17 protein-coding genes are annotated in these 18,744 nt (G+C 68.1%); 8 read left to right on the forward strand and 9 right to left on the reverse strand.

The features are described 5' to 3' along the window. The first annotated feature begins 7 nt into the window (after window positions 1–7). On the forward strand, window positions 8–988 hold the full coding sequence (locus AB4Z27_RS20140) for a Bug family tripartite tricarboxylate transporter substrate binding protein (RefSeq protein WP_441645082.1): 981 nt from the start codon (window positions 8–10) through the stop codon (window positions 986–988). 38 nt (window positions 989–1,026) lie between these two features. Here AB4Z27_RS20140 and AB4Z27_RS20145 read toward each other — a convergent pair whose 3' ends face one another. Then, the gene (locus AB4Z27_RS20145) at window positions 1,027–2,016 is read right to left on the reverse strand and encodes a LysR family transcriptional regulator (protein WP_441592503.1); all 990 of its coding nucleotides are present in this window, start codon (window positions 2,014–2,016) and stop codon (window positions 1,027–1,029) included. 144 nt (window positions 2,017–2,160) lie between these two features. Between AB4Z27_RS20145 and AB4Z27_RS20150 the strand changes: the two genes are divergently transcribed. Then, on the forward strand, window positions 2,161–2,952 hold the full coding sequence (locus AB4Z27_RS20150) for an enoyl-CoA hydratase/isomerase family protein (RefSeq protein WP_092295200.1): 792 nt from the start codon (window positions 2,161–2,163) through the stop codon (window positions 2,950–2,952). A gap of 2 nt (window positions 2,953–2,954) precedes the next feature. Then, window positions 2,955–4,187, forward strand: coding sequence for a CaiB/BaiF CoA transferase family protein (locus AB4Z27_RS20155; protein ID WP_441645083.1), 1,233 nt, complete (start codon window positions 2,955–2,957; stop codon window positions 4,185–4,187). Here AB4Z27_RS20155 and AB4Z27_RS20160 read toward each other — a convergent pair. Then, window positions 4,184–5,776: an ATP-binding protein gene (locus AB4Z27_RS20160; protein ID WP_441645084.1), complete on the reverse strand. Its 1,593-nt coding sequence runs from the start codon at window positions 5,774–5,776 to the stop codon at window positions 4,184–4,186. The two genes, AB4Z27_RS20155 and AB4Z27_RS20160, sit on opposite strands and share 4 nt — an antisense overlap. A gap of 284 nt (window positions 5,777–6,060) precedes the next feature. Here AB4Z27_RS20160 and AB4Z27_RS20165 point away from each other — a divergent pair, with 284 nt between their 5' ends. Genes AB4Z27_RS20165 through AB4Z27_RS20175 form a run of 3 tightly spaced genes read left to right on the forward strand, consistent with a single transcriptional unit; the run spans window position 6,061 to window position 10,449 of the window. After that, a complete protein-coding gene (locus AB4Z27_RS20165) occupies window positions 6,061–7,569 on the forward strand; it encodes an efflux transporter outer membrane subunit (protein ID WP_441645085.1) in 1,509 nt (502 codons plus the stop codon). 31 nt (window positions 7,570–7,600) lie between these two features. Then, on the forward strand, window positions 7,601–8,848 hold the full coding sequence (locus AB4Z27_RS20170) for an HlyD family secretion protein (protein ID WP_092295190.1): 1,248 nt from the start codon (window positions 7,601–7,603) through the stop codon (window positions 8,846–8,848). Between the two features lie 41 nt (window positions 8,849–8,889). After that, the gene (locus AB4Z27_RS20175; RefSeq protein WP_441645086.1) at window positions 8,890–10,449 is read left to right on the forward strand and encodes a DHA2 family efflux MFS transporter permease subunit; all 1,560 of its coding nucleotides are present in this window, start codon (window positions 8,890–8,892) and stop codon (window positions 10,447–10,449) included. A 17-nt stretch (window positions 10,450–10,466) separates the two neighbouring features. On the opposite strand, the gene AB4Z27_RS20180 is transcribed toward AB4Z27_RS20175, so the two are convergent. The 5 genes from AB4Z27_RS20180 to AB4Z27_RS20200 all read right to left on the reverse strand — a co-directional run bounded on the left by AB4Z27_RS20180 (window position 10,467) and on the right by AB4Z27_RS20200 (window position 15,406). Next, window positions 10,467–10,907 (reverse strand): MarR family winged helix-turn-helix transcriptional regulator, encoded by a 441-nt coding sequence (locus AB4Z27_RS20180; protein ID WP_092295184.1) that lies wholly within the window; start codon window positions 10,905–10,907, stop codon window positions 10,467–10,469. An 87-nt stretch (window positions 10,908–10,994) separates the two neighbouring features. Continuing rightward, complete coding sequence (locus AB4Z27_RS20185; RefSeq protein ID WP_441645087.1) at window positions 10,995–12,527, reverse strand: MFS transporter; 1,533 nt, start codon at window positions 12,525–12,527, stop codon at window positions 10,995–10,997. Window positions 12,528–12,546: 19 nt separating this feature from the next. Beyond that, complete coding sequence (locus AB4Z27_RS20190) at window positions 12,547–13,725, reverse strand: HlyD family secretion protein (RefSeq protein ID WP_092295182.1); 1,179 nt, start codon at window positions 13,723–13,725, stop codon at window positions 12,547–12,549. Further along, window positions 13,722–15,215 (reverse strand): efflux transporter outer membrane subunit, encoded by a 1,494-nt coding sequence (locus AB4Z27_RS20195; protein ID WP_441645088.1) that lies wholly within the window; start codon window positions 15,213–15,215, stop codon window positions 13,722–13,724. The genes AB4Z27_RS20190 and AB4Z27_RS20195 overlap by 4 nt, the downstream gene beginning before the upstream one ends. After that, the gene (locus tag AB4Z27_RS20200) at window positions 15,212–15,406 is read right to left on the reverse strand and encodes a hypothetical protein (protein ID WP_143093902.1); all 195 of its coding nucleotides are present in this window, start codon (window positions 15,404–15,406) and stop codon (window positions 15,212–15,214) included. Before AB4Z27_RS20200 ends, AB4Z27_RS20195 begins: the two co-directional genes overlap by 4 nt. A 56-nt stretch (window positions 15,407–15,462) precedes the next feature. Between AB4Z27_RS20200 and AB4Z27_RS20205 the strand changes: the two genes are divergently transcribed. Then, window positions 15,463–16,449, forward strand: coding sequence for an alpha/beta fold hydrolase (locus AB4Z27_RS20205; protein ID WP_092295178.1), 987 nt, complete (start codon window positions 15,463–15,465; stop codon window positions 16,447–16,449). A 31-nt stretch (window positions 16,450–16,480) separates the two neighbouring features. Then, a complete protein-coding gene (locus AB4Z27_RS20210) occupies window positions 16,481–17,188 on the forward strand; it encodes a cysteine hydrolase (RefSeq protein ID WP_441645089.1) in 708 nt (235 codons plus the stop codon). Window positions 17,189–17,194: 6 nt separating this feature from the next. On the opposite strand, the gene AB4Z27_RS20215 is transcribed toward AB4Z27_RS20210, so the two are convergent. After that, entirely contained in the window at window positions 17,195–18,103 is a 909-nt protein-coding gene (locus AB4Z27_RS20215) for a LysR family transcriptional regulator (protein ID WP_441592509.1), read from the reverse strand. A gap of 59 nt (window positions 18,104–18,162) precedes the next feature. Beyond that, on the reverse strand, window positions 18,163–18,744 hold a 582-nt coding region (locus AB4Z27_RS20220), incomplete at its 5' end, for a cysteine hydrolase family protein (protein WP_441645090.1).

Raw genomic sequence — 18,744 nt, forward strand, 5'->3', positions numbered from 1 at the left:
AGASACCATGACATGGCTGAAGACGATGCTGGCCGGGGTGGCCGCCACGCTGCTCGCCTACGCGCCGACGGCGCAGGCGGGCGAGCGCGCGCAGGACTTCCCCTCGAAGCCCTTGCGGATCATCGTGCCGTTCACGCCCGGCAGCGGCTCGGACGCCTCGGCGCGCTTCTACGGCGAGGCGCTGGCGCGCGAACTCGGCCAGGCGGTCGTGGTGGAGAACCGGCCCGGGGCCAATGGCGTCATCGGCATCCAGGCGCTCAAGAGCGCGCCGGCGGACGGCTACACGATCCTGCTGGCCAGCAATTCGCCGATGTCGGTCAATCCCCTCGTCATCAAGCAGTTGCCCTATGACCCCGTCGCCGATCTGCGCCCGGTGGCGGGCCTGAGCCGCAATATGAATGTGTTCGTGGTGCCGCTGACGTCGCCGCTGAAGACCATGGGCGATCTGGCCGCCGCCGCGAAGAAGCAGGAGCGGCCGTTCAACGTGGGCACCTACTCCGCCGGCTACCAGCTCGCGGCAGTGTGGTTCGGCTCGCTCGCGGGCATCCGCTTCACCAATATCCCGTACAAGGGCCAGGCGCAGATCATGTCCGACATCCTCGGCAGCCAGCTTGACCTGGCGCTGGTCGATACCGGGGGSGCGCTRCCGCTGCTGAAGCAGGGCAAGCTGCGCGCGCTGGCGGTGTCCGGCGAGCGCCGGCATCCGGAGCTGCCGGACGTGCCCACGGTGCGCGAGAGCGGCTATCCGGACTACATCCAGTACAGCTGGGTGTCGTTCTACGTGCGCGCGCAGACGCCGGACGATATCGTCGSCCGGCTGGCCACGACGATGCAGGCCATCCTGAAGACGCCGGAGTCCGCCGCCTACGTCGCGCGTTCGGGGTCGAGCCTGATGCCCTACGACCCCGACGCGATGCGCAGCTTCCACCAGACCGAGATGGCGCGCTTCCGCCGGGTGGCGCAGGCGGCGGGCATCCGTCCGGAGTAGCCGCGATGGGGCGCAGCCGCCATGGACACCCCGGGACGTCAGTGCGCCAGCGGCGCGGCGGCCTGCGTCAGCAGCGTGCGCAGCACCGACACGAAGGGGTGCGTGTGGACGTTGTTGTGCCAGCACAGGTGCACCGGCACGGTCAGCAGCGGGTCCACCACCGGCGCGAAGCGCACGCCGGGATGGCGGCACAGCAGCGGGGCGAGGTAGCCGGGCACCATCGCGTACATGGCGGTGCCCGCCACGGCGTCCGGCACGGCCAGATAGCTGGTCAGCGTGCCGACGATGTTGCGCGTGGTGCCGTGGGCGCCGAAGTATCGGTCGATCAGTTTGGTCACGAGGCCGAACTGCGAGACATCGAGGCAGGGCAGCGGCGTCAGGTCGGCCGGCGTGGGATGGTCGCCGATCTGGCGATTGTCGGTGGCGCACAGGCAGCCGAACTGGGCGTTGAACAGCAGCTCCGCGCGCAGCGATTCGTGCTCCTCGGCCGGGTGGAAGGCCACCATGACGTCGATGGCGCCGCTGGACAGCGCGCTGACGCCGCTCGGCATCGGCACCGGCTGCATGCGCACGCGCGCACGCGGCGCGGTCTGGCGCAGCGCCTCCAGGAAGCCGGGCGCGATCACGGCCTGCAGGGAGTCGTTGATGCCGATGGCGTAGGAGCCGGTTTCCAGCGCCGGATCGTAGTCGGCCGCCTGGGTGTAGATTTGCTCGATCTGGCGCAGCACGTTTTCGAGCAGCGGCTGCAGTTCCTGGGCGCGGCGCGTGGGCAGCATCTTCAGCGCGCTCTTGATCAGCAGCGGATCGCCGATTTCGTCGCGCAGTCGCTCCAGCATGCGGCTGGTGGACGGCTGGGTGCTGTCGAGCCGCTTGGCGGCCTCGCTCACGCTGTTGCTCTCCAGCAGTGCGGCAAGCACCACCAGCAGGTTGAGGTCCTTCTTGCGCAGGTCCGCGAGCGGCAGGCGTCGGCCGCCCGTGGTGTCGCCCGTGGTGTCGCCTGGTCCGGCGAGGCTGTCTCCTTGCTCCATCGATGTCCCTAGATTTTGTAAGTTGAGGCCGGGCATCGCCCCTGGCGGGGTGCGTCCGGTGGACCCCCGCAGTGTATATCGATCCAGACATAACCCACTATTCGTGCGCCTGATCGGCGCCATCCAACCGAAGGAGACACCCCCATGCATACGAAACGTCCCGTGTCCGAGCTTTCCACCGACATGGTCCAGGTCGCCATGACAGGCCATGTGGCGCAGGTGACGCTGCGCCGTCCGCCGCACAATTATGTGGACGAGGCGTGCATGACGCAGTTGGCCGAAGCCTTCGCCGCGCTCGACGAGACGCCCGAATGCCGCGCCATCGTGCTGGCGGCGGAGGGCAAGGCGTTCTGCGCCGGCGCCAACTTCGGCGCGCAGGACAGCAGCGTGGCGCGCGACCCSAGCCCGTTCTACCGGCAGGCCATGCGCCTGTTCCGCACGGCCAAGCCGATCGTGGCCGCCGTGCATGGCCCGGCCGTTGGCGCCGGCGTGGGGCTGGCGCTGGTTGCGGATTTCCGCGTGACGAGCCGCGACGCGCGCTTCAGCGTGAATTTCAACCGGCTCGGCTTCCATCCGGGCTTCGGCCTCAGCGTGACGCTGCCGCGCCTGATCGGCGAGCAGCAGGCGGCACTGCTGTTCTACACGGGCCGGCGCATCGATGGCGCGCGTGCCGTGGAGATCGGGCTGGCCGACGTGCTGGCCGAGCCCGGCGATGAACTGGCCCAGGCCCACGCACTGGCGGCGGAGATCGCCATTTCCGCGCCGATGGCTGTGCGCAGCACCCGCGCCACGCTGCGGCAGGGGCTGGCGGACCGCATCGTCGAGGGCAACCGGCAGGAGCTGGCGGCGCAGCTGAAGGAGTTCGCCAGCGAGGACTTCCGCGAGGGCGTGGCGGCGATGGCCGAGCGGCGCCTGCCGCAATTCCAGGGGCGCTGAGCATGGAGCGGACTGCCAAGAGCGATCGATCGACGCCCAACGCGCCGGCCGCCATCGGCCCGCTGCATGGCGTGCGGGTGCTGGACCTGTCCTCAGTCGTGCTGGGGCCGATGGCCACGCAGCTGCTGGCCGACATGGGCGCCGACGTGATCAAGGTGGAGGCGCCCGAAGGCGACCTGATGCGGGCCAACGGCGTGGTGCACCACGTGGGCATGAGTTCGATCTTCCTCGCCCTGAACCGCAACAAGCGCTCCATCGTGCTCGACCTGAAAAGCCCGGCCGGACGCGAGGCGCTGGAGCGGCTGATCCCGACCGCGGACGTGCTGATCCACAACATGCGCGTCGGTGCCATCGAGCGGCTTGGCCTTGGCTACGCGGCCGTGGCGGCGCTGAAGCCGGACATCGTCTACTGCGCCGCCACCGGTTTTGGCCAGGACGGGCCGCACCGCGACAAGCCGGCGTTCGACGACATCATCCAGGCTGCGTGTGGTTTCGTGGGGGCGGCGTCGGGGGATGGTGCCGCGCCGGACTACATGCCGAGCCTGATCGCGGACAAGACCACAGGGCTGGCGGTGGCCAACGCGGTGCTGGCGGCGCTGTTCCATCGCGAGCGGCATGGCGCGGGGCAGTACGTGGAGGTGCCGATGCTGGAAACCATGACCGCCTTCGTGCTGACCGAGCATATGGGCGGCATGACGTTCCCGGACAACCCGGGCAAGGCCGGCTACGCGCGGCTGCTCGGCGGCGGGCGCAAGCCGGTGCGCACCGCCGACGGCTGGATGAGTCTGCTGCCGTACACCGAGAAGCACTGGCATGCCTTCTTTGCCGAAGTGGGCCGGAACGACCTCGCCAGCCGCTACGACATCGCCAGCCGGCGCGCGCGCAATGCGMATATCCAGGCGCTGTACGGCCACCTGCGCGAACTGGCGCCCGAGCGGACCACGGCGCAATGGATGGCGATGTGCGAGCGGATGGACATCCCCGCCACGCCGATCTACGGCCTGGACGACCTGCCGGCGCATCCGCATCTGCGCGAAGTGGGTTTGTTCGAGGACTCCACGCATCCGGTGGTCGGGCCGATCCGSCAGATCCGGCCGACGGCGAAGTTCTCCGAAACGCCGACCGCGATCYACCGCCCGGCRCCGGCGCTGGGCGAGCATACGGCCGAGGTGCTGGGGGAGACGGGGATGGACGCCGCCGAGATCACGGCGATGATTGCCGGGAACGCGCGCTAGGCGTCGAGCGTGGGCACCGTGAACCGGAACACGGCGCCACGCGCCTCGTTCTCGCAGAGTTCCAGGGTGCCGCCATGGGCCTGGATGATCGATCGGCAGATCGTCAGGCCCATGCCCATGCCGCTGGACTTCGTCGTGCAGAACGGTTCGAAGAGCCGCACCGCGTGCTCGGGCGGTACACCCGGTCCGGAGTCGCGTACCGTCACCACCACGGCATGTCCCGCATCGGCGGCGGTGCGGATCGTCAGTTCCCGGGGGCCGTCGTCCACGGCGCTCATCGCTTCCACGGCATTCATGATCAGGTTCAGCATGGCCTGCTGCAGCTGGACGCGATCACCCTTGACCGGCGGCAGATCCTCCGCGAGCTGCATCTGCACCGCCACGCCATGCTGGACGACTTCGCCGCGCGTCAGGGTAATGACTTCGCGAATCGCCTCGTTGATCTGCACCCCCTCCTTTTGCAGCGGGGCGTTCTTGAACAGGTCGCGGATGTGACTCATCATGTCGCTGGCTTGCCGGGCGTCCTTGTTGATCCGCTCGAAGGCGAGGCGCGCTTCTTCCAGATTCGGTGGTTGCGCCGCGAGCCAGCGCAGGCCCGCGCTGGCGTTCATCGCACAGGCGCCGATCGGCTGCTTCAGCTCATGGCTGATGGAGGCCGTGAGCTGCCCCATGGTCGTGACCCGGTTGACGTGCGCCAACGCGCTTTGGGTTTCCCGGTAACGGCGCTCGCTTTCGCGGGCGTCGGCTTCGGCGAGCTTGCGTTCGGTCAAATCCAGCACGAACGCGACCCCCTCCTTGCCGCCGTCCTCGAACCGGGCCACGCCCATCATCACCGGCACCCGGCTGCCATCCTTGCGGAAATATTCCTTCTCGAACGGTTGCAGGCGGCCGCTGCGCTTGAGTACCGGCAACCGGTCTCGCAGATCCACCTCAAGCCAATCCGGCGGGGTCATCGCGGTCCAACGCATGCCGCGCGACCGCAAATCCTCGCGGTCGTAGCCGACGATCCGCAGGAAGGCGTCATTGGCSTCGACGATGACCTGGGTGTCCACCTCCCAGAGGAAGATGCCGATGATGTCGGCGTCCACCAGGCGCCGGATCCTGGCCTGGCTTTCCGCAAGCTGGCCGCTCAAGGCCATCAGCATGTTCAGGTCGGCTTGCAGGATGTCCCGGCACATCGACAGCAGCCGGAGAAACTGGTTGCTGTAGGCGTTCTTCTTCCGGTCGAGCACGCAGATCGTGCCGAACACTTCGCCATCGGGCCAGCTGATAGGGAGCCCCATGTACGAGATCATGCCCAGCTTGATATCCGGGTTGGCATTCCAGTCCACGTCCGCTAGGGCATCCGGCACCAGCAGCGGCTGGCGGGTCTCCATCACGGTCTCGCAATACAGCCCAGTATCCAGCGGGGCGGTTTCGGCCGCCTCATAAGGATTGCCCTCCGAATGGCTCGATACCAGCACTTCGATATGGGGTGCCTTGGTCCGCATGATCAGCGCGGACGGCACGCACATGATCTCGGCGAGCAGATTGACAATGTCTTGCCATTTGTCGACGGTTGACAGGGGGACTTCGAKGGCGTGGGGCATGGGTAGGACGGGAAGTGCGAATCTGATGTTCTGCGGCGGGAATTCGGTTCAGATGGTAGCGCTAAACCGGAACGACTGAGATGACGGACACGTTACTGCCACATAAGTGACATATCAGGCATTTATTGTCGCCTTCGTCACCGTGCACGCACAAAGTCCAATTAAGGCTTGTTTTTTGCTGACCTGTCAATTATTGTTCAGGCAAATAACGCGCAGCACGGCCAAATTGTACGAAAAGCCCACGCTGCGCCACTTTTTTGCATGATTAACTGACAGGTCAGATAATGTTCGAGCAATCTAAGGGAATGCCGCGCGGGGTGAGTCGCCTGGCCRGGCCAGTGCTGTCGACCCTCGTGGTCGCGGTGCTGGCGGGCTGTGCGAACTATGCCGGCATCCGAAGCGACCGCCAGATGGCGCAGCCCGGCCAATACGCCACCACGCAGAGCCTTCCGGCGGAGCAGGGCCGATGGCCCGCGGCGGATTGGGCCGACCAGTTCGGGGATGCGCAACTCAAGGCGTTGATCGCGGARGCGTTGAAAGACAGCCCGACACTCGACAAGGCCCGCGCCCGCGTGGCGGCGGCGGTGGCGTTCAGCGAAACCGCCAACGCCAATACGCTGCCGCAGGTGGGGGCCGGCTATAGCTGGACGCGCCAGCGCCTGACCGAAAGCACCTTTATCCCGCCCGCGTTCGCCGGCAGCTGGCAATCGGAAAACAAGGCCTTCCTCGGTGCCAGCTACGAGCTGGACCTGTGGGGCAAGAACCGTGAGGCGTTGCGCTCGGCCGTGTCGACGGTGCACGCCAGCGAGGCCGAAGCCGAGCAGGTGCGCCTGACGCTGACGAGCGCCATCGCCCGCAGCTACAACGAGCTGGGGCGTCTCTACGCCCTGCTCGACATTGCGCGCGACGAAGTCGGCCAGCGCACCGAAGTGCTGCGCGTGGCGCGGGGCCGGGTGAAGATGGGGCTCGATACCGAAGTCGAGCTGCGCACTGCCGAGGCCAATCTGGCCGCCGCGCAAGTCAGTGTCTCCGCGCTGGAAGGCAATATCCAGCGCACCCGCTATCAACTGGGCGCGCTGCTCGGGCAGGGGCCGGATCGCGGCCTGGCCATCGCACGTCCCACGCTTGGCGTGGGCGACGAGATCCATCTGCCGGCCAACCTGCCCGCCGACCTCGTCTCGCGCCGCCCGGACATCGTGGCCGCGCGCTGGCGCGTGGAGGTCACCACGCACGACATCAAGGTGGCCAAGGCCGAGTTCTATCCGGATATCAACCTGAGCGCGGCCATCGGCCTCGATGCCTTTGGCTGGGGCCGCTTCCTGCGCGCGGCGAGCCGCACGGCATCGGCCGGGCCGGCCATCCATCTGCCGATCTTCGACGGCGGCGCGCTGCGTGCGCAGCTCAAGGGGCGCTATGCCGAGTTCGACTTCGCGGTGGCGAACTACAACGACACGCTGATCCAGGCGCTGACCGATGTGGCCACGCAACTGGCCGATATCCGCGCGGTGGACGCGCAGTTGGTCAACGCCACGCGGTCCGACGAGGCCGCGCAGCGCGCGCTCCGGCTGGCGATGGCCCAGTACCAGGGCGGCCTGACCACGCAGTTGACCGTGCTCAACGCCCAGACCACGGCGCTGGCCAGCAGCCAGGTGGTGACCAACCTGCGCATGCAACGCCGCGACCGGCAGATCGCGCTGGCTACCGCGCTTGGCGGTGGGTACACCGAGACCGCCCAGACCGCCCAGACCGTCGAGACCGTCGCCCACACCCAACAGACAGCGGCGGCCCGCTGATCGCCCCCTTCCTTCGATAACAGACCCTCTCATGACCTCGACTCCTTCCTCCGCTGACAAGCCGTCCGCCACCGCGCCGAAGTCTTCCCGCAAGCGCCTGCTGGCGCTGCTGGGTTTGACCACGCTCCTGGCCGCCGCAGGCTATGGCGCCTACTACTACGGGGTGGCCCGGTTCCACGAACACACCGACGATGCCTACGTGAACGGCAACCTCGTGCAACTGACGCCCCAGGTGAGCGGCACCGTGGTGTCGGTCAACGCCGACGACACGCAGGTCGTGCGGGCCGGCGAACCGGTCGTGACGCTGGACCCTGCCGATACCCGCATTGCGCTGGCCAACGCCGAGGCCGCGCTGGGCCAGACCGTGCGGCAGGTGAGCGCGCTCTATATCAACAACGATGTGCTGGCCGCCACCGTGCGGCAGCGGGAGGCCGATGTGGCGCGCGTGCGTGACGATCTGCGCCGCCGCACGGCGGTTTCCGAGTCCGGCGCCGTGGCGGTCGAGGACATCGCCCATGCCCGCGATGCGGTCAAGTCCGCCGAAGCCGCGCTGGAGACGGCCCGCCAGCAACTCGCCTCGAACCATGCCCTGACCGACGGGGCCGCCGTGGCGGACCACCCCAGCGTGGAGGCCGCCGCCGCACGTGTGCGCGACGCCTACCTCGCCAATGCCCGCAATACGCTGCCGGCGCCGGTCACCGGCTATGTGGCGCGCCGCTCCGTGCAGGTGGGGCAGCGGGTGGCGCCGGGCAATCCGCTGATGGCCATCGTGCCGCTGGACGGCGTCTGGGTGGATGCCAACTTCAAGGAAGTCCAGCTCAAGCACATCCGCATCGGCCAGCCGGTGGCACTGCATGCCGACCTCTACGGCAGCACGGTGACGTACCACGGCAAGGTGGTCGGCTTCTCGGCCGGCACCGGCAGCGCGTTCTCGGCCCTGCCGGCGCAGAACGCCACGGGGAACTGGATCAAGGTGGTGCAGCGCCTGCCGGTGCGGATCGCCCTCGATCCGGCCGAACTGCGCGCCCATCCGCTGCAGATCGGGCTGTCGATGCAGGTGGATGTGGAAACCAAGGCGCGTGGCGATGCCCTGGACGCCACACGCAACCCCACGCGCAACGCCGCCCCGGTCCGCACCACGTACAGCACGGACGTGTTCCGGCAGTACGGCGCCGAGGCGGATGCCGAGATCGACCGCATCATCGCGCGCAACCGGGGGCAGGGCGGCGAGCAAAGCGCGGCGCGCAAGCGTGAGACCCCCGCGCGCACCGCGTCGTAACCCAGCCATCCCCCAGCCATCACCGCAACCGGAGCCGCATCATGTCTACCGCGACCCCCTTCCAGCCGCCCCCGCCGCTCACCGGCGGCAGGCTGGTGCTGGGCAGCTTTGCCGTGGCGCTCGCCACCTTTATGAACGTGCTGGATTCGTCGATCGCCAACGTGGCGATTCCGACCATCTCCGGCAACCTCGGCGTGTCCGTCCATGAAGGCACGTGGGTCATCACGCTGTTCGCCGCCGCCAACGCCGTGGCCATTCCGCTGACCGGCTGGCTCACGCAGCGCGTGGGGCAGATCCGGCTGTTCGTCGGCTCGCTGCTGCTGTTCGTGCTGGCGTCATGGCTGTGCGGCATCGCGCCGAACCTGACCGCGCTGCTGGCCGCGCGCATCCTGCAGGGCGCGGTGGCCGGGCCGCTGATTCCGCTGTCGCAGGCCATCCTGCTCGGCTCGTTTCCGAAGGAGAAGAGTTCGCAGGCGCTGGCGCTGTGGGCCATGACGGCCACCGTGGGGCCGATTGCCGGCCCGGCGCTGGGCGGATGGATGACCGACAGCTACTCCTGGGCGTGGATCTTCTACATCAACGTGCCGGTGGGGCTGTTCGCCGCCGCCGTGACCTGGGCGGTCTATCGCGACCGCGAATCACCGGTGCGCAAGCTGCCGATCGACTTGGTCGGCCTGGCCTCGCTGATTACCTGGGTGGCGTCGCTGCAGATCATGCTCGACAAGGGCAAGGATCTCGACTGGTTCGCCTCGCCCGTGATCATCGGCCTTGGGGTGGTGGCGCTGCTCAGCTTCRTGTTCTTCGTGATCTGGGAGCTGACCGAGCCTGACCCGATCATCGACCTGCGCCTGTTCAAGGGCCGCAACTTCCTGGCGGGCACGGCGGCGATCTCGGTGGGCTTTGCCTTGTTCTTCGCCAACCTCGTGGTGCTGCCCCAGTGGATGCAGCAGTACCTGGCGTATCCGGCGGTCAACGCGGGTCTCGTCACGGCGCCGCTGGGCATCTTTGCCGTGCTGCTGGCGCCGGTGGTCGGCAAGCTGCTGCCGAAGGCCGAGTTGCGTGTGCTGGCGACGCTGGCGTTCCTGGGCTTTGCCGCCGTGTTCTTCATGCGCTCGCAATACACGACCGGCGTGGATACCTTCACGCTGGTGCTGCCCACGCTGCTGCAGGGCATTCCGATGGCGCTGTTCTTCGTGCCGCTGACGGCCATCATCCTCTCCGGCCTGCCGCCGGAGAAGATTCCGGCTGCGGCTGGTTTGTCGAACTTCGTGCGGGTCTTCTTCGGCGCGGCCGGCACGTCGCTGGCCACCACGGTGTGGAACGATCGCGCGGTGCTCCACCACGCCCGGCTCGCGGAACAGGCCGGCCCGGGCAATCCGCTCTATACGACCGCGCTCGAGTCGATCCAGACGGCCATGCATCTGTCGCCGGACCAGGCCGTGGCGTTCTTCGAACGGGGGATGAATGCGCAGGCGATCATGCTCGGGCTCAACGATATCTTCTGGGTCTCGGCGGTGATCTTCGTCGCCATCATCCCGTTGATCTGGCTGACCCGGCCTGCGAAGGGCAAGATGTCGAGCGCTGCTGCGGCGGCCCACTGAGGGCCACCCCTTGCTGCTCAGGCGGCTTCGGAGAATTTGTGCAGCAGGCGCAGGAACTCGCTGAACTCCTCCCGCGAGAAATGGCGCAGGCGGTGGTTCAGCACATCCGGGGCGATGTCGGGCACGCGGCTGGCCACGTCCCGGCCCTTGTCGGTCACGATCAGGTTCACCACGCGCCGGTCTGCCTCGCTCCGCTGCCGCTGCAGCATRCCCTTGCTCTCCAGCTTGTCGAGCATGCGCGTCATCAGGCCGGTGTCGATCTCCAGCAGCTTGCTGATCTCCAGCGGCGTGCTGGCCGCGCCCTGCGTGAGCGACAGCAGGATGCCCATCTGCTGGCCGGTGATGTCCAGCGGACGGAGCGCCGCGTCGATCTCCATCAGCAGCCCGTTGCGGGCCTTGTTCAGATGGAAGCCAACGCTCTGCGTCAATCGGAAGTTCTCGCGGTTGTAGTGTTTCACGGCGCCTCGGAAAAGCCAGGAGCCGTCAATGTATCTGATGCGTCAGTCAATGGGAAGGGCGTGCGCCGAGGCCAGCAAGCGGGGCGCTCAGCGGATCACCTTCTGGGTCAGGCTCACGACGATGGCCAGCACGGCCACCACGGCAAGCGCGCGGAAGTGGTCAAGATTGGCCAGCAGGGCGGATTGCTGCGCGAGCACCTGCGCGATCTGCGCCGTGGCGAGTTCGGCGGCGCGCACCGGATCGGACGACGCGGCAATCGCCGCCGTGAAGCGCGCGTGGGCGTCCTGGAACTGCGGGCTGTTGAGGTGGATGGTGTCATGCAGCGTGCTGTAGTGCCGCGTGGTCAGCCATTGCTGGCCCACCGTGGCGATGGTCACGCCCAGCGCCTGGCCGAGCTGGCCGAGCATGTTCTTGGTCTGCTGCGCGTTGGAGAACACGGACTCGTTGTGCGCCACGCCGCTGAAAGTCTGCATGGCCGTCACCGGCATCAGGATCATGATGAAGACCCCGTAGAACGCGAGCGCCGGCAGCACGTGGCCCCACAGGTCGGGCGCGGGTGGCATCCGGCTCATCATCCAGGCCGAGATGGCCAGCGACAGAAAGCCGGCGACGAAGTACTTGCGCGGACTGGGCCAGCGCGGCAGCAGGCGCGAGACGGTCAGCCAGGTGAGCACGCCCGCCGACAACCCCATCGCATAGAACTGCCCGGCGGTGGACCAGGCATGCCCGAGCGAGCGCTGCAGGACAATGGGCAGCAGGTAGCCATTCGCGCCCAGCGTGACGTAGCAGAACGTGAACAGCGCCAGCCCGCACAGGTAACGCGGCTCGACCAGATGGCGCAGCCGCAGCAGCGGACGTTCGCTGCGGGACTCCGTCCAGATGAAGCCGAGCAGGGCGGTGCCGCCCGCGATGGCGCCGATCACCAGCCAGAGCCGGTCCGCGTAGAAATCGTAGTAGGAACGCTGCAGCACATACAGGACCAGGAAGCTGCCCACGGCCAGCGCGGCCAGCCGAATCGGATGGGCGTCCGAGCGTTGCGCGGGCGGCGCCGTGGCCTCCGGCAGGACGCTGGTGGCCGGTAGCAGCGCCAGCGTACACCCGGCCACCAGCCAGAAGATCAGCGGCCAGCGGTCCGCGCTGACGATGGCGGAGGCCAGCCAGGGTGCCAGCGCCATGCCGCAGCACACGCCGGACGCCAGCGCCTTGATGCCGAAGAATCGCGCCGGGCTGGGCGGGATCAGGTTCACGGTCAGCCGCGACGACGTCACCATGCCGGCACAGCCGAGCGCCATGACCATGCGGGCGACCAGGAAGGTCTCGTAGCTGTCGGCATGGGCGCACAGGAGCGCCCCCAGCGCCGCCGCCATCAGCGACCCCTGGACGTAGCGCCGCCATCCCACGCGCTCCACGATCCAGCGCTGCAGCGCGATCACCACCACCGCCACGCTGGCGTAGGCCGCCGCGACGGTGCTGTACTGGTCCGGGCTCGCGCCGATCTCGCCCATGATCGGCGCGGCGGAGAAGGCCACCATGCCGTTCTGGAGGAAGTCGATCGTGGTCAGCGCGCCTATCGTCAGCAGGAGACGTCGGGGAGGCGCGGAGGGCAYGGCGGAAGGCATGGCGGAGGTCATGGCGCGCCTAGGAGTTGTCGTCGATGATGCGGCGCACGTGCGCTTCGGCGCGCGCCAGTTCGTCCGCGAACACCGTGGTGCGGTAGTTCTGGCTGGAGGCGTCGATGGCCACCAGCCGCTTGCCGTCCCGGGCGCGCGTATCGACGGCGACCTTCATCGACAGGCCGATCTGTAGCGGGTGGGCCGTCACTTCCGCCGGGTCCAGCGCGATGCGCACCGGCACACGCTGCACCACCTTGATCCAGTTGCCGGTGGCGTTCTGCGCCGGCAGCAGCGCAAACGCGCTGCCGGTGCCGGCGTCCTGCCCGATGACCCGGCCGTGGTACACCACCCGCCGGCCGTACAGGTCGGTGGTCAGCGTCACCGGCTGGCCGAGGCGGATATCGCGCAACTGCGACTCCTTCAGGTTGGCCGTGACCCACAGGTGATCCAGCGGCACCACGGACATCATCGACACGCCCGGGCTGACGCGCTGCCCCACCTGCACCGAGCGCTTGGTCACCACGCCCCCCACCGGCGCCAGGATGCGCGTGCGCGAGAGGGCGATGCTGGCATTGCGCACCTGCGCGGCGGCGGCGAGCACATCGGGGTGAGACCCCACCGACGTCCGCTCGACCAGCGCCTGGTTGCGCTTGAGCTGCTCGCTGGCCATGGTCAGGGCGGCCTGTGCGGCGCGTACAGCATGGCGCGCATGGATCAGTTCTTCGCCCGAGATCGCCCCGCTGGCGACCAGCGCCGAGCGCCGCGTCATGTTCTCCTGCTCCCGCGCCAAGTCGACCGTGCGCAGTTCCACATTGGCGCGATCCTGGCCGACGGCGGCAAACTGCCCGCGCACCTGCCGCACCGTGCGGGCGAGCTGGGCCTGCGCGGCCGCCAGCGCCAGCTGGGCATCCACGCCATTGAGTTCGACCAGGGTCACGCCCGAGGCGACCAGATCCGTGTTGTCGGCGAGGATCGCGGTGACCACGCCGCTGACCTGCGGCGTGACCTGCACCACGTTGCCTTCGACATAGGCATCTTCGGTGGAAACCTGGTCCCGGCCGTATTGCAGCCAATAGCCGGCGGCGCCGGCAAGCAGGAGGACGAGCAGGACGCCGCCGGCGATGCGCCGGCGCCGTGCCGGACGGAGGTCGACGGGCGGCGCGGCGGTGGCTTGCGCGGGCGTGGGCTGGCTGGCGGGATTCATGATGCGCTCCGGGTGGCCGCACCGGCGCCTTGGGCCGGCGCTGTCGCGGTGTCATACCCGCCGCCCAGCGCGCGGATCAGTTCGAGGTGCAACGTACGCTCCTGGGTTTCAAGGTCGATCAGCAATTGCTTCTGTTGCAGGACCTGGCCCTCGGCCGACAGCACCTGCAGATAGTTGCCCACGCCGCTGCGATAGCGCGACACGGCCATGTCATAGGCTTCCTGCGTCAGTCGCAGCGCCTGTTGCTGCTCGTCGGCGCGCTCGGCATGCCAGCGCAGGGACACCAGCTGGTTGACCACATCGTGCAGCGCGGTAATCAGCGTGGCGTTGTACTGCTCCGTTGCGGCGTCGTACTCGGCCTGCCTGACGCCGAGGTTGGCGCGCAGCCGGCCCCCGTCGAAAATCGGCAACGATAGCGCCGGGCCGATGCCAAGGGTGCGGCTGCCCGCGGTAAAGAAGTCGGACAGGCTCAGGCTGGACAGCCCGGCAAAGGCGTTCAGGCTGATGTTCGGATAGAACTCGGCCTTGGCGGCGCGGATGTCGTGGCCCGCCGCTTCCACGCGCCAACGCTGCGCCACCACATCCGGCCGGCGGCCGATCAGTTCGGCCGGCAGGGTGGCCGGCACCGCCGCCGCGTAGCGGTCGCGCAGTTGCGGGGGGCGGATGTCGGCGCCGGCATCCGGCCCCTTGCCCGCCAGTGCCGCGAGCTGGTTCTGGGTCAGCGCGATGATCTCGTTGATGGCGGCAAGGCGCTCGCGCGTGGCGGGGAGGGCGGCTTCGGCCTGCTTCATGTCGAAGGCCGAGTCGAGTTGCGCATCCACGCGCCGGCGTGTCAGGTCGAACGTGTTCTGGCGCTGGCGGTAGGTCTGCTCGGTCAGCGCGCGCTGGGCGTAGGCGGCATCGAGCCGCAGGTAGGTGCGCACGACGGAGGTGGTCAGCATCAGTTCCGCTGCGTGGTAGTCGACCTCGGCGGCGCGCACGCGGTCCAGCGCGGCGTCGAACGCGGCGCGGTTCTTGCCCCAGAAGTCGAGTTCGTAGCCGAGACCGAGCTGCACGTCACTGGCCCATTTCCAGCTSCCGCCGAGCGGGGGTGGCACAAGGCCGTTCTCGCTGAAGCGCTGGCGCGTGGTCCGSGCGTCCAGGTTGACCTGCGGATACAAGGCGGCTTCGGAGCGGCCGGCGAGCGCATCGGCCTGRCGCACCCGCGCGGCGGCGATGCGCAGCGTGGGTTGCCCGGCCAGTGCCGTTTCCACGAGCGCGGTGAGCTGCGGATCACCGAAGCCTTCCCACCATGCGCGGTCCGGCCAGGCGGCCGGCGACAGGGGCGTGTCGGCGAGCGATGCGGTGGCGGCCAGGCGGTTGGGGTCATCGACCGTAGCTTGGGTCTTGAGCCTCTTCATGCTGGCGCAGCCCGGCAGGAATACCGCTGCGCCCAACACGCCAAGGCATACCCAGGCCGGCACGGTACGCGTCTTTGGCTTCGCCATCATTGCTTCTCCGCAACCTTCGCCCGGACGACATGGCCGGGGCTGAACATCGGCCCCGACGACAGGCCGGTTGCCTGATACCAAAGGTAGCGGTCGGCCCCGCACGCCGGTAGTGCCCCGCCGGCGCGCACGGTGTTGCCGGAGAGGCACCAATCCTGCGGGCGTTTTCGTTGTTCAATGGAAACCAGCAACAAGCGCACTGTCGTTCACCCCCGATTCTCAACCTCGCAGCAAAACAAGGATCTTCGCCATGTCTTCCGATCAGAGTCTCCCGAATCGCGTGTCACGTCGTAACCTGCTGCTCGGCAGCGCCGCCGCAGCCTCCGCGCTGGTGGCCACCAGCATTCCCGGCGGCGCCGAAGCCGCACAGGCCGCCAAGGGGGCCAGCGCCTCGGCAGCGGGCAAGCCGCACGGCAGCTACATCACCGCCCGCGACGGCACGCAGCTCTACTACAAGGACTGGGGATCGGGTCGGCCCGTGGTGTTCAGTCATGGCTGGCCGCTGCATTCCGATAGCTGGGAATCGCAGATGCTGCTGGTGGCCAGCTCGGGCTTCCGCGCCGTGGCGCATGACCGTCGTGGCCATGGCCGGTCGAGCCAGCCGTGGGAGGGCAATGACATGGACCACTATGCCGACGACCTCGCCACGGTGATCGAAACCCTCGACCTGCGCGACGCCATCCTGGTGGGCTTCTCCACCGGCGGCGGCGAAGTGGCGCGCTACCTCGGCCGCCACGGCACGCGTCGCGTGTCCAAGGTCGTCCTGGTCTCGGCCGTRCCCCCGGTGATGGTCAAGACGCCGGCCAACCCGAACGGCCTGCCGGTGGAGGTCTTCGACGGCCTGCGCGCGGCCCAGCTCGCCAACCGCTCGCAGTTCTATCGCGACGTGCCGTCCGGCCCGTTCTACGGCTACAACCGTCCGGGCGCCAAGCCGTCCCAGGGGCTGATCGATGCCTGGTGGGCGCAAGGGATGCAGGGCGGACACAAGAACACCCTGGACTCGATCAAGGCCTTCTCGGAAACCGATTTCACCGAAGACCTCAAGAAGATCGACAAGCCGACGCTGATCATCCACGGTGACGACGACCAGATCGTGCCGATCGACGCCGCCGGCCGCGCCTCGGCGAAGCTGATCAAGGGCTCCAAGCTGATCGTCTACCCGGGCGCGCCGCACGGCCTGACCGACACCCACAAGGAGAAATTCAACGCCGATTTGCTGGCGTTTATCCGCAGCTGACCTGCGCAACTTCACCTGAAAGGCCCCCACCATGTGCAATGCCAACCCTGCCTACAAGGACCCGGCCGAGCCGGGCCTGCCCAGCGCCGACCTGACGCTGGACCTCGCGCGTACCGCGCTGGTCGTGATCGACCCGCAGGTCGACTTTATGAGTCCCGAAGGGCGGAGTTGGGGCGTGGTGGGGGAGAGCGTGACCGAGCAGAACCTGGTGCCCAACCTCGTCCGCCTGTTCGCGGCGGCGAAGCAGGCCGGGATCTGCGTCGCCATCTCTCCGCACTACTATTTTCCGCACGACCACAAGTGGAAGGTGGCGGGACCGGCGGAGATGTTCCAGCATGCCGTCGGCATGTTCGACCGCCCCGGCGCGCTGACGCTGGAGGGYTTCCGTGASTCGGGCGCCGACTTCATGCCCGAGCTGAAGCCTTATATCGAGGATGGCGACACCATCATCTGCTCGACCCACAAGCTCTATGGGCCGCAGGCCAACGATCTGGTCCTGCAGTTGCGCAAGCAGCGGGTGGATCAGGTCATCCTCGCCGGCATGGCGGCCAACCTGTGCGTGGAGTCCCATCTGCGCGACCTGCTCGAGCACGGCTTCGAGGTGGCGGTGGTGCGCGATGCCGTGGCCGGCCCCAAGCTGCCCGAGGGTGATGGCTACCATGCGGCGCTGGTCAACTTCCGCTACATCGCCAACGCGCTCTGGGACACCGACGAGACGCTCAGGCGGCTGGCGCGGTAAGCCGATTCAATCTGCCCGGTCGTCCATCCGATAGTGCGCCGCCATGAATTCGACGAAGGCGCGCGCACGCGGCGTGAGATGTCGGGTGTGGGGATACAGCGCGTAGTAGTGGCTGGTACCCAGCCGGTATTGCGGCAGCACGCGAACCAGCCCGCCCCGGGCCAGTTCGGCACGCACGGTGCGTTCGGTGAATGCCGCGATGCCCGTGCCGGCCAACGCCGCCGCGTACAGCGCGGTGATCGTATCGGTCGACATGCCACCCCGTACACCCACGTGTTCGACAGCCCCGTCCGGGGCTGTCAGCGTCCATTCGCCGGTGCGGTTTGCGCCCGTGAAGCTCAGCACAGCATGCTGCGCAAGGTCCGCCGCCGATACCGGCAGGCCGTGCCGTGCCAGATAGGCCGGTGACGCCACCAGCACCGTGTCCGATGCCGTCAGCGATTTCGCCATCAGGCTGCTGTCGGCCAGCGGTGTACTGCTGATGCGCAGTGCCACGTCGAAACGCTCGGCTACCAGATCCACGAAGTGGTCGCTGCACGACAGATCCAGGGCGATATCGGGAAAGCTTGCCTGGAAGGCCGGCAGCCAGTCCGGCAGCTCCAGCGTGCCGATGGCCAGCGGCACTGTCACCCGCAGCGGCCCSGCGAGATGCTCGCGTTCGCCGGTCATCGCCGCTGTCATGGCGTCCAGGCGCGCGAGGATGTCGAGGCTGTACTGGTGATAGCGCTCGCCCGCCGCGGTCAGCGCGAAGCGGCGCGTGGTGCGGTTCAGCAGCTGCACGCCCATGGCGGCTTCGAGCTGCTTTAACTGCCGCGAGACGGTGGAGTGCGACATGTCGAGCCGCTCCGCCGCCGCCGAGAACCCCTTGGTCTCGACGATGCAGCAGAAGATGCGCATGGCAAGCAACTGATCCATGAAGTATCGATGTGTCCGGCCAAATGAGAAACGCCCCGCAGGGCGTTCCGTGAACCCGCTCAGCGCAGCGGCAGGCGGGTAATGTCGGCGGTGGTCATCACATCGCCGAAGGTGTCTTCGATCTCCGCGAGCGCGGCGCGATGCAGCGCGTCCTTGTCGACCTTCTGGCCGTCGGCCCGCACGATATCGCGCGTGGCGGAGGCGTCCGATGCTATCACAACGTGATAGCCGAGCGGCACCGCGTCCCGCGCCGCGCCGGCCACGCAGGCATGCGTCATCAGGCCCGCCACGATCACGGTTTTCACGCCCAGCGTCTTGAGGCGCCGGTCGAGATCGGTACTCGCAAACACGCTCACGGTCTGCTTGCGCAGCACGGTGTCCTGCGGGCGCGGCAGCATGCCCGGCTCGAACGACACCGTGTCCCCATCGGCCGCAAACAAGGCGGAGCCGGCCGGCGCCACATGCTGCACCTGGAACACCGGCATCCGCGCCTGATCCGCGAACGCCACCAGCCGCTGCGCCTGCGCCAGCGCACGCCGGCCGTCCGGGATGGGCAGCCGGCCGGAGAAGTATTCCTTCTGGAAGTCGATGATGACCAGCGCGGTGGTGCTGGCCTCGAGATGGTCGATGGGCTGGGCGCC

This window comes from Cupriavidus sp. KB_39, assembly GCF_052114485.1.
In the GTDB taxonomy this organism is placed as follows: domain Bacteria; phylum Pseudomonadota; class Gammaproteobacteria; order Burkholderiales; family Burkholderiaceae; genus Cupriavidus.

Coding starts and splice junctions, on each gene's coding strand:
- AB4Z27_RS20145 (WP_441592503.1), bottom strand. CDS start 2,016: ATGGAGCAAGGAGACAGCCTCGCCGGACCAGGCGACACCACGGGCGAC.
- AB4Z27_RS20170 (WP_092295190.1), top strand. CDS start 7,601: ATGACCTCGACTCCTTCCTCCGCTGACAAGCCGTCCGCCACCGCGCCG.
- AB4Z27_RS20190 (WP_092295182.1), bottom strand. CDS start 13,725: ATGAATCCCGCCAGCCAGCCCACGCCCGCGCAAGCCACCGCCGCGCCG.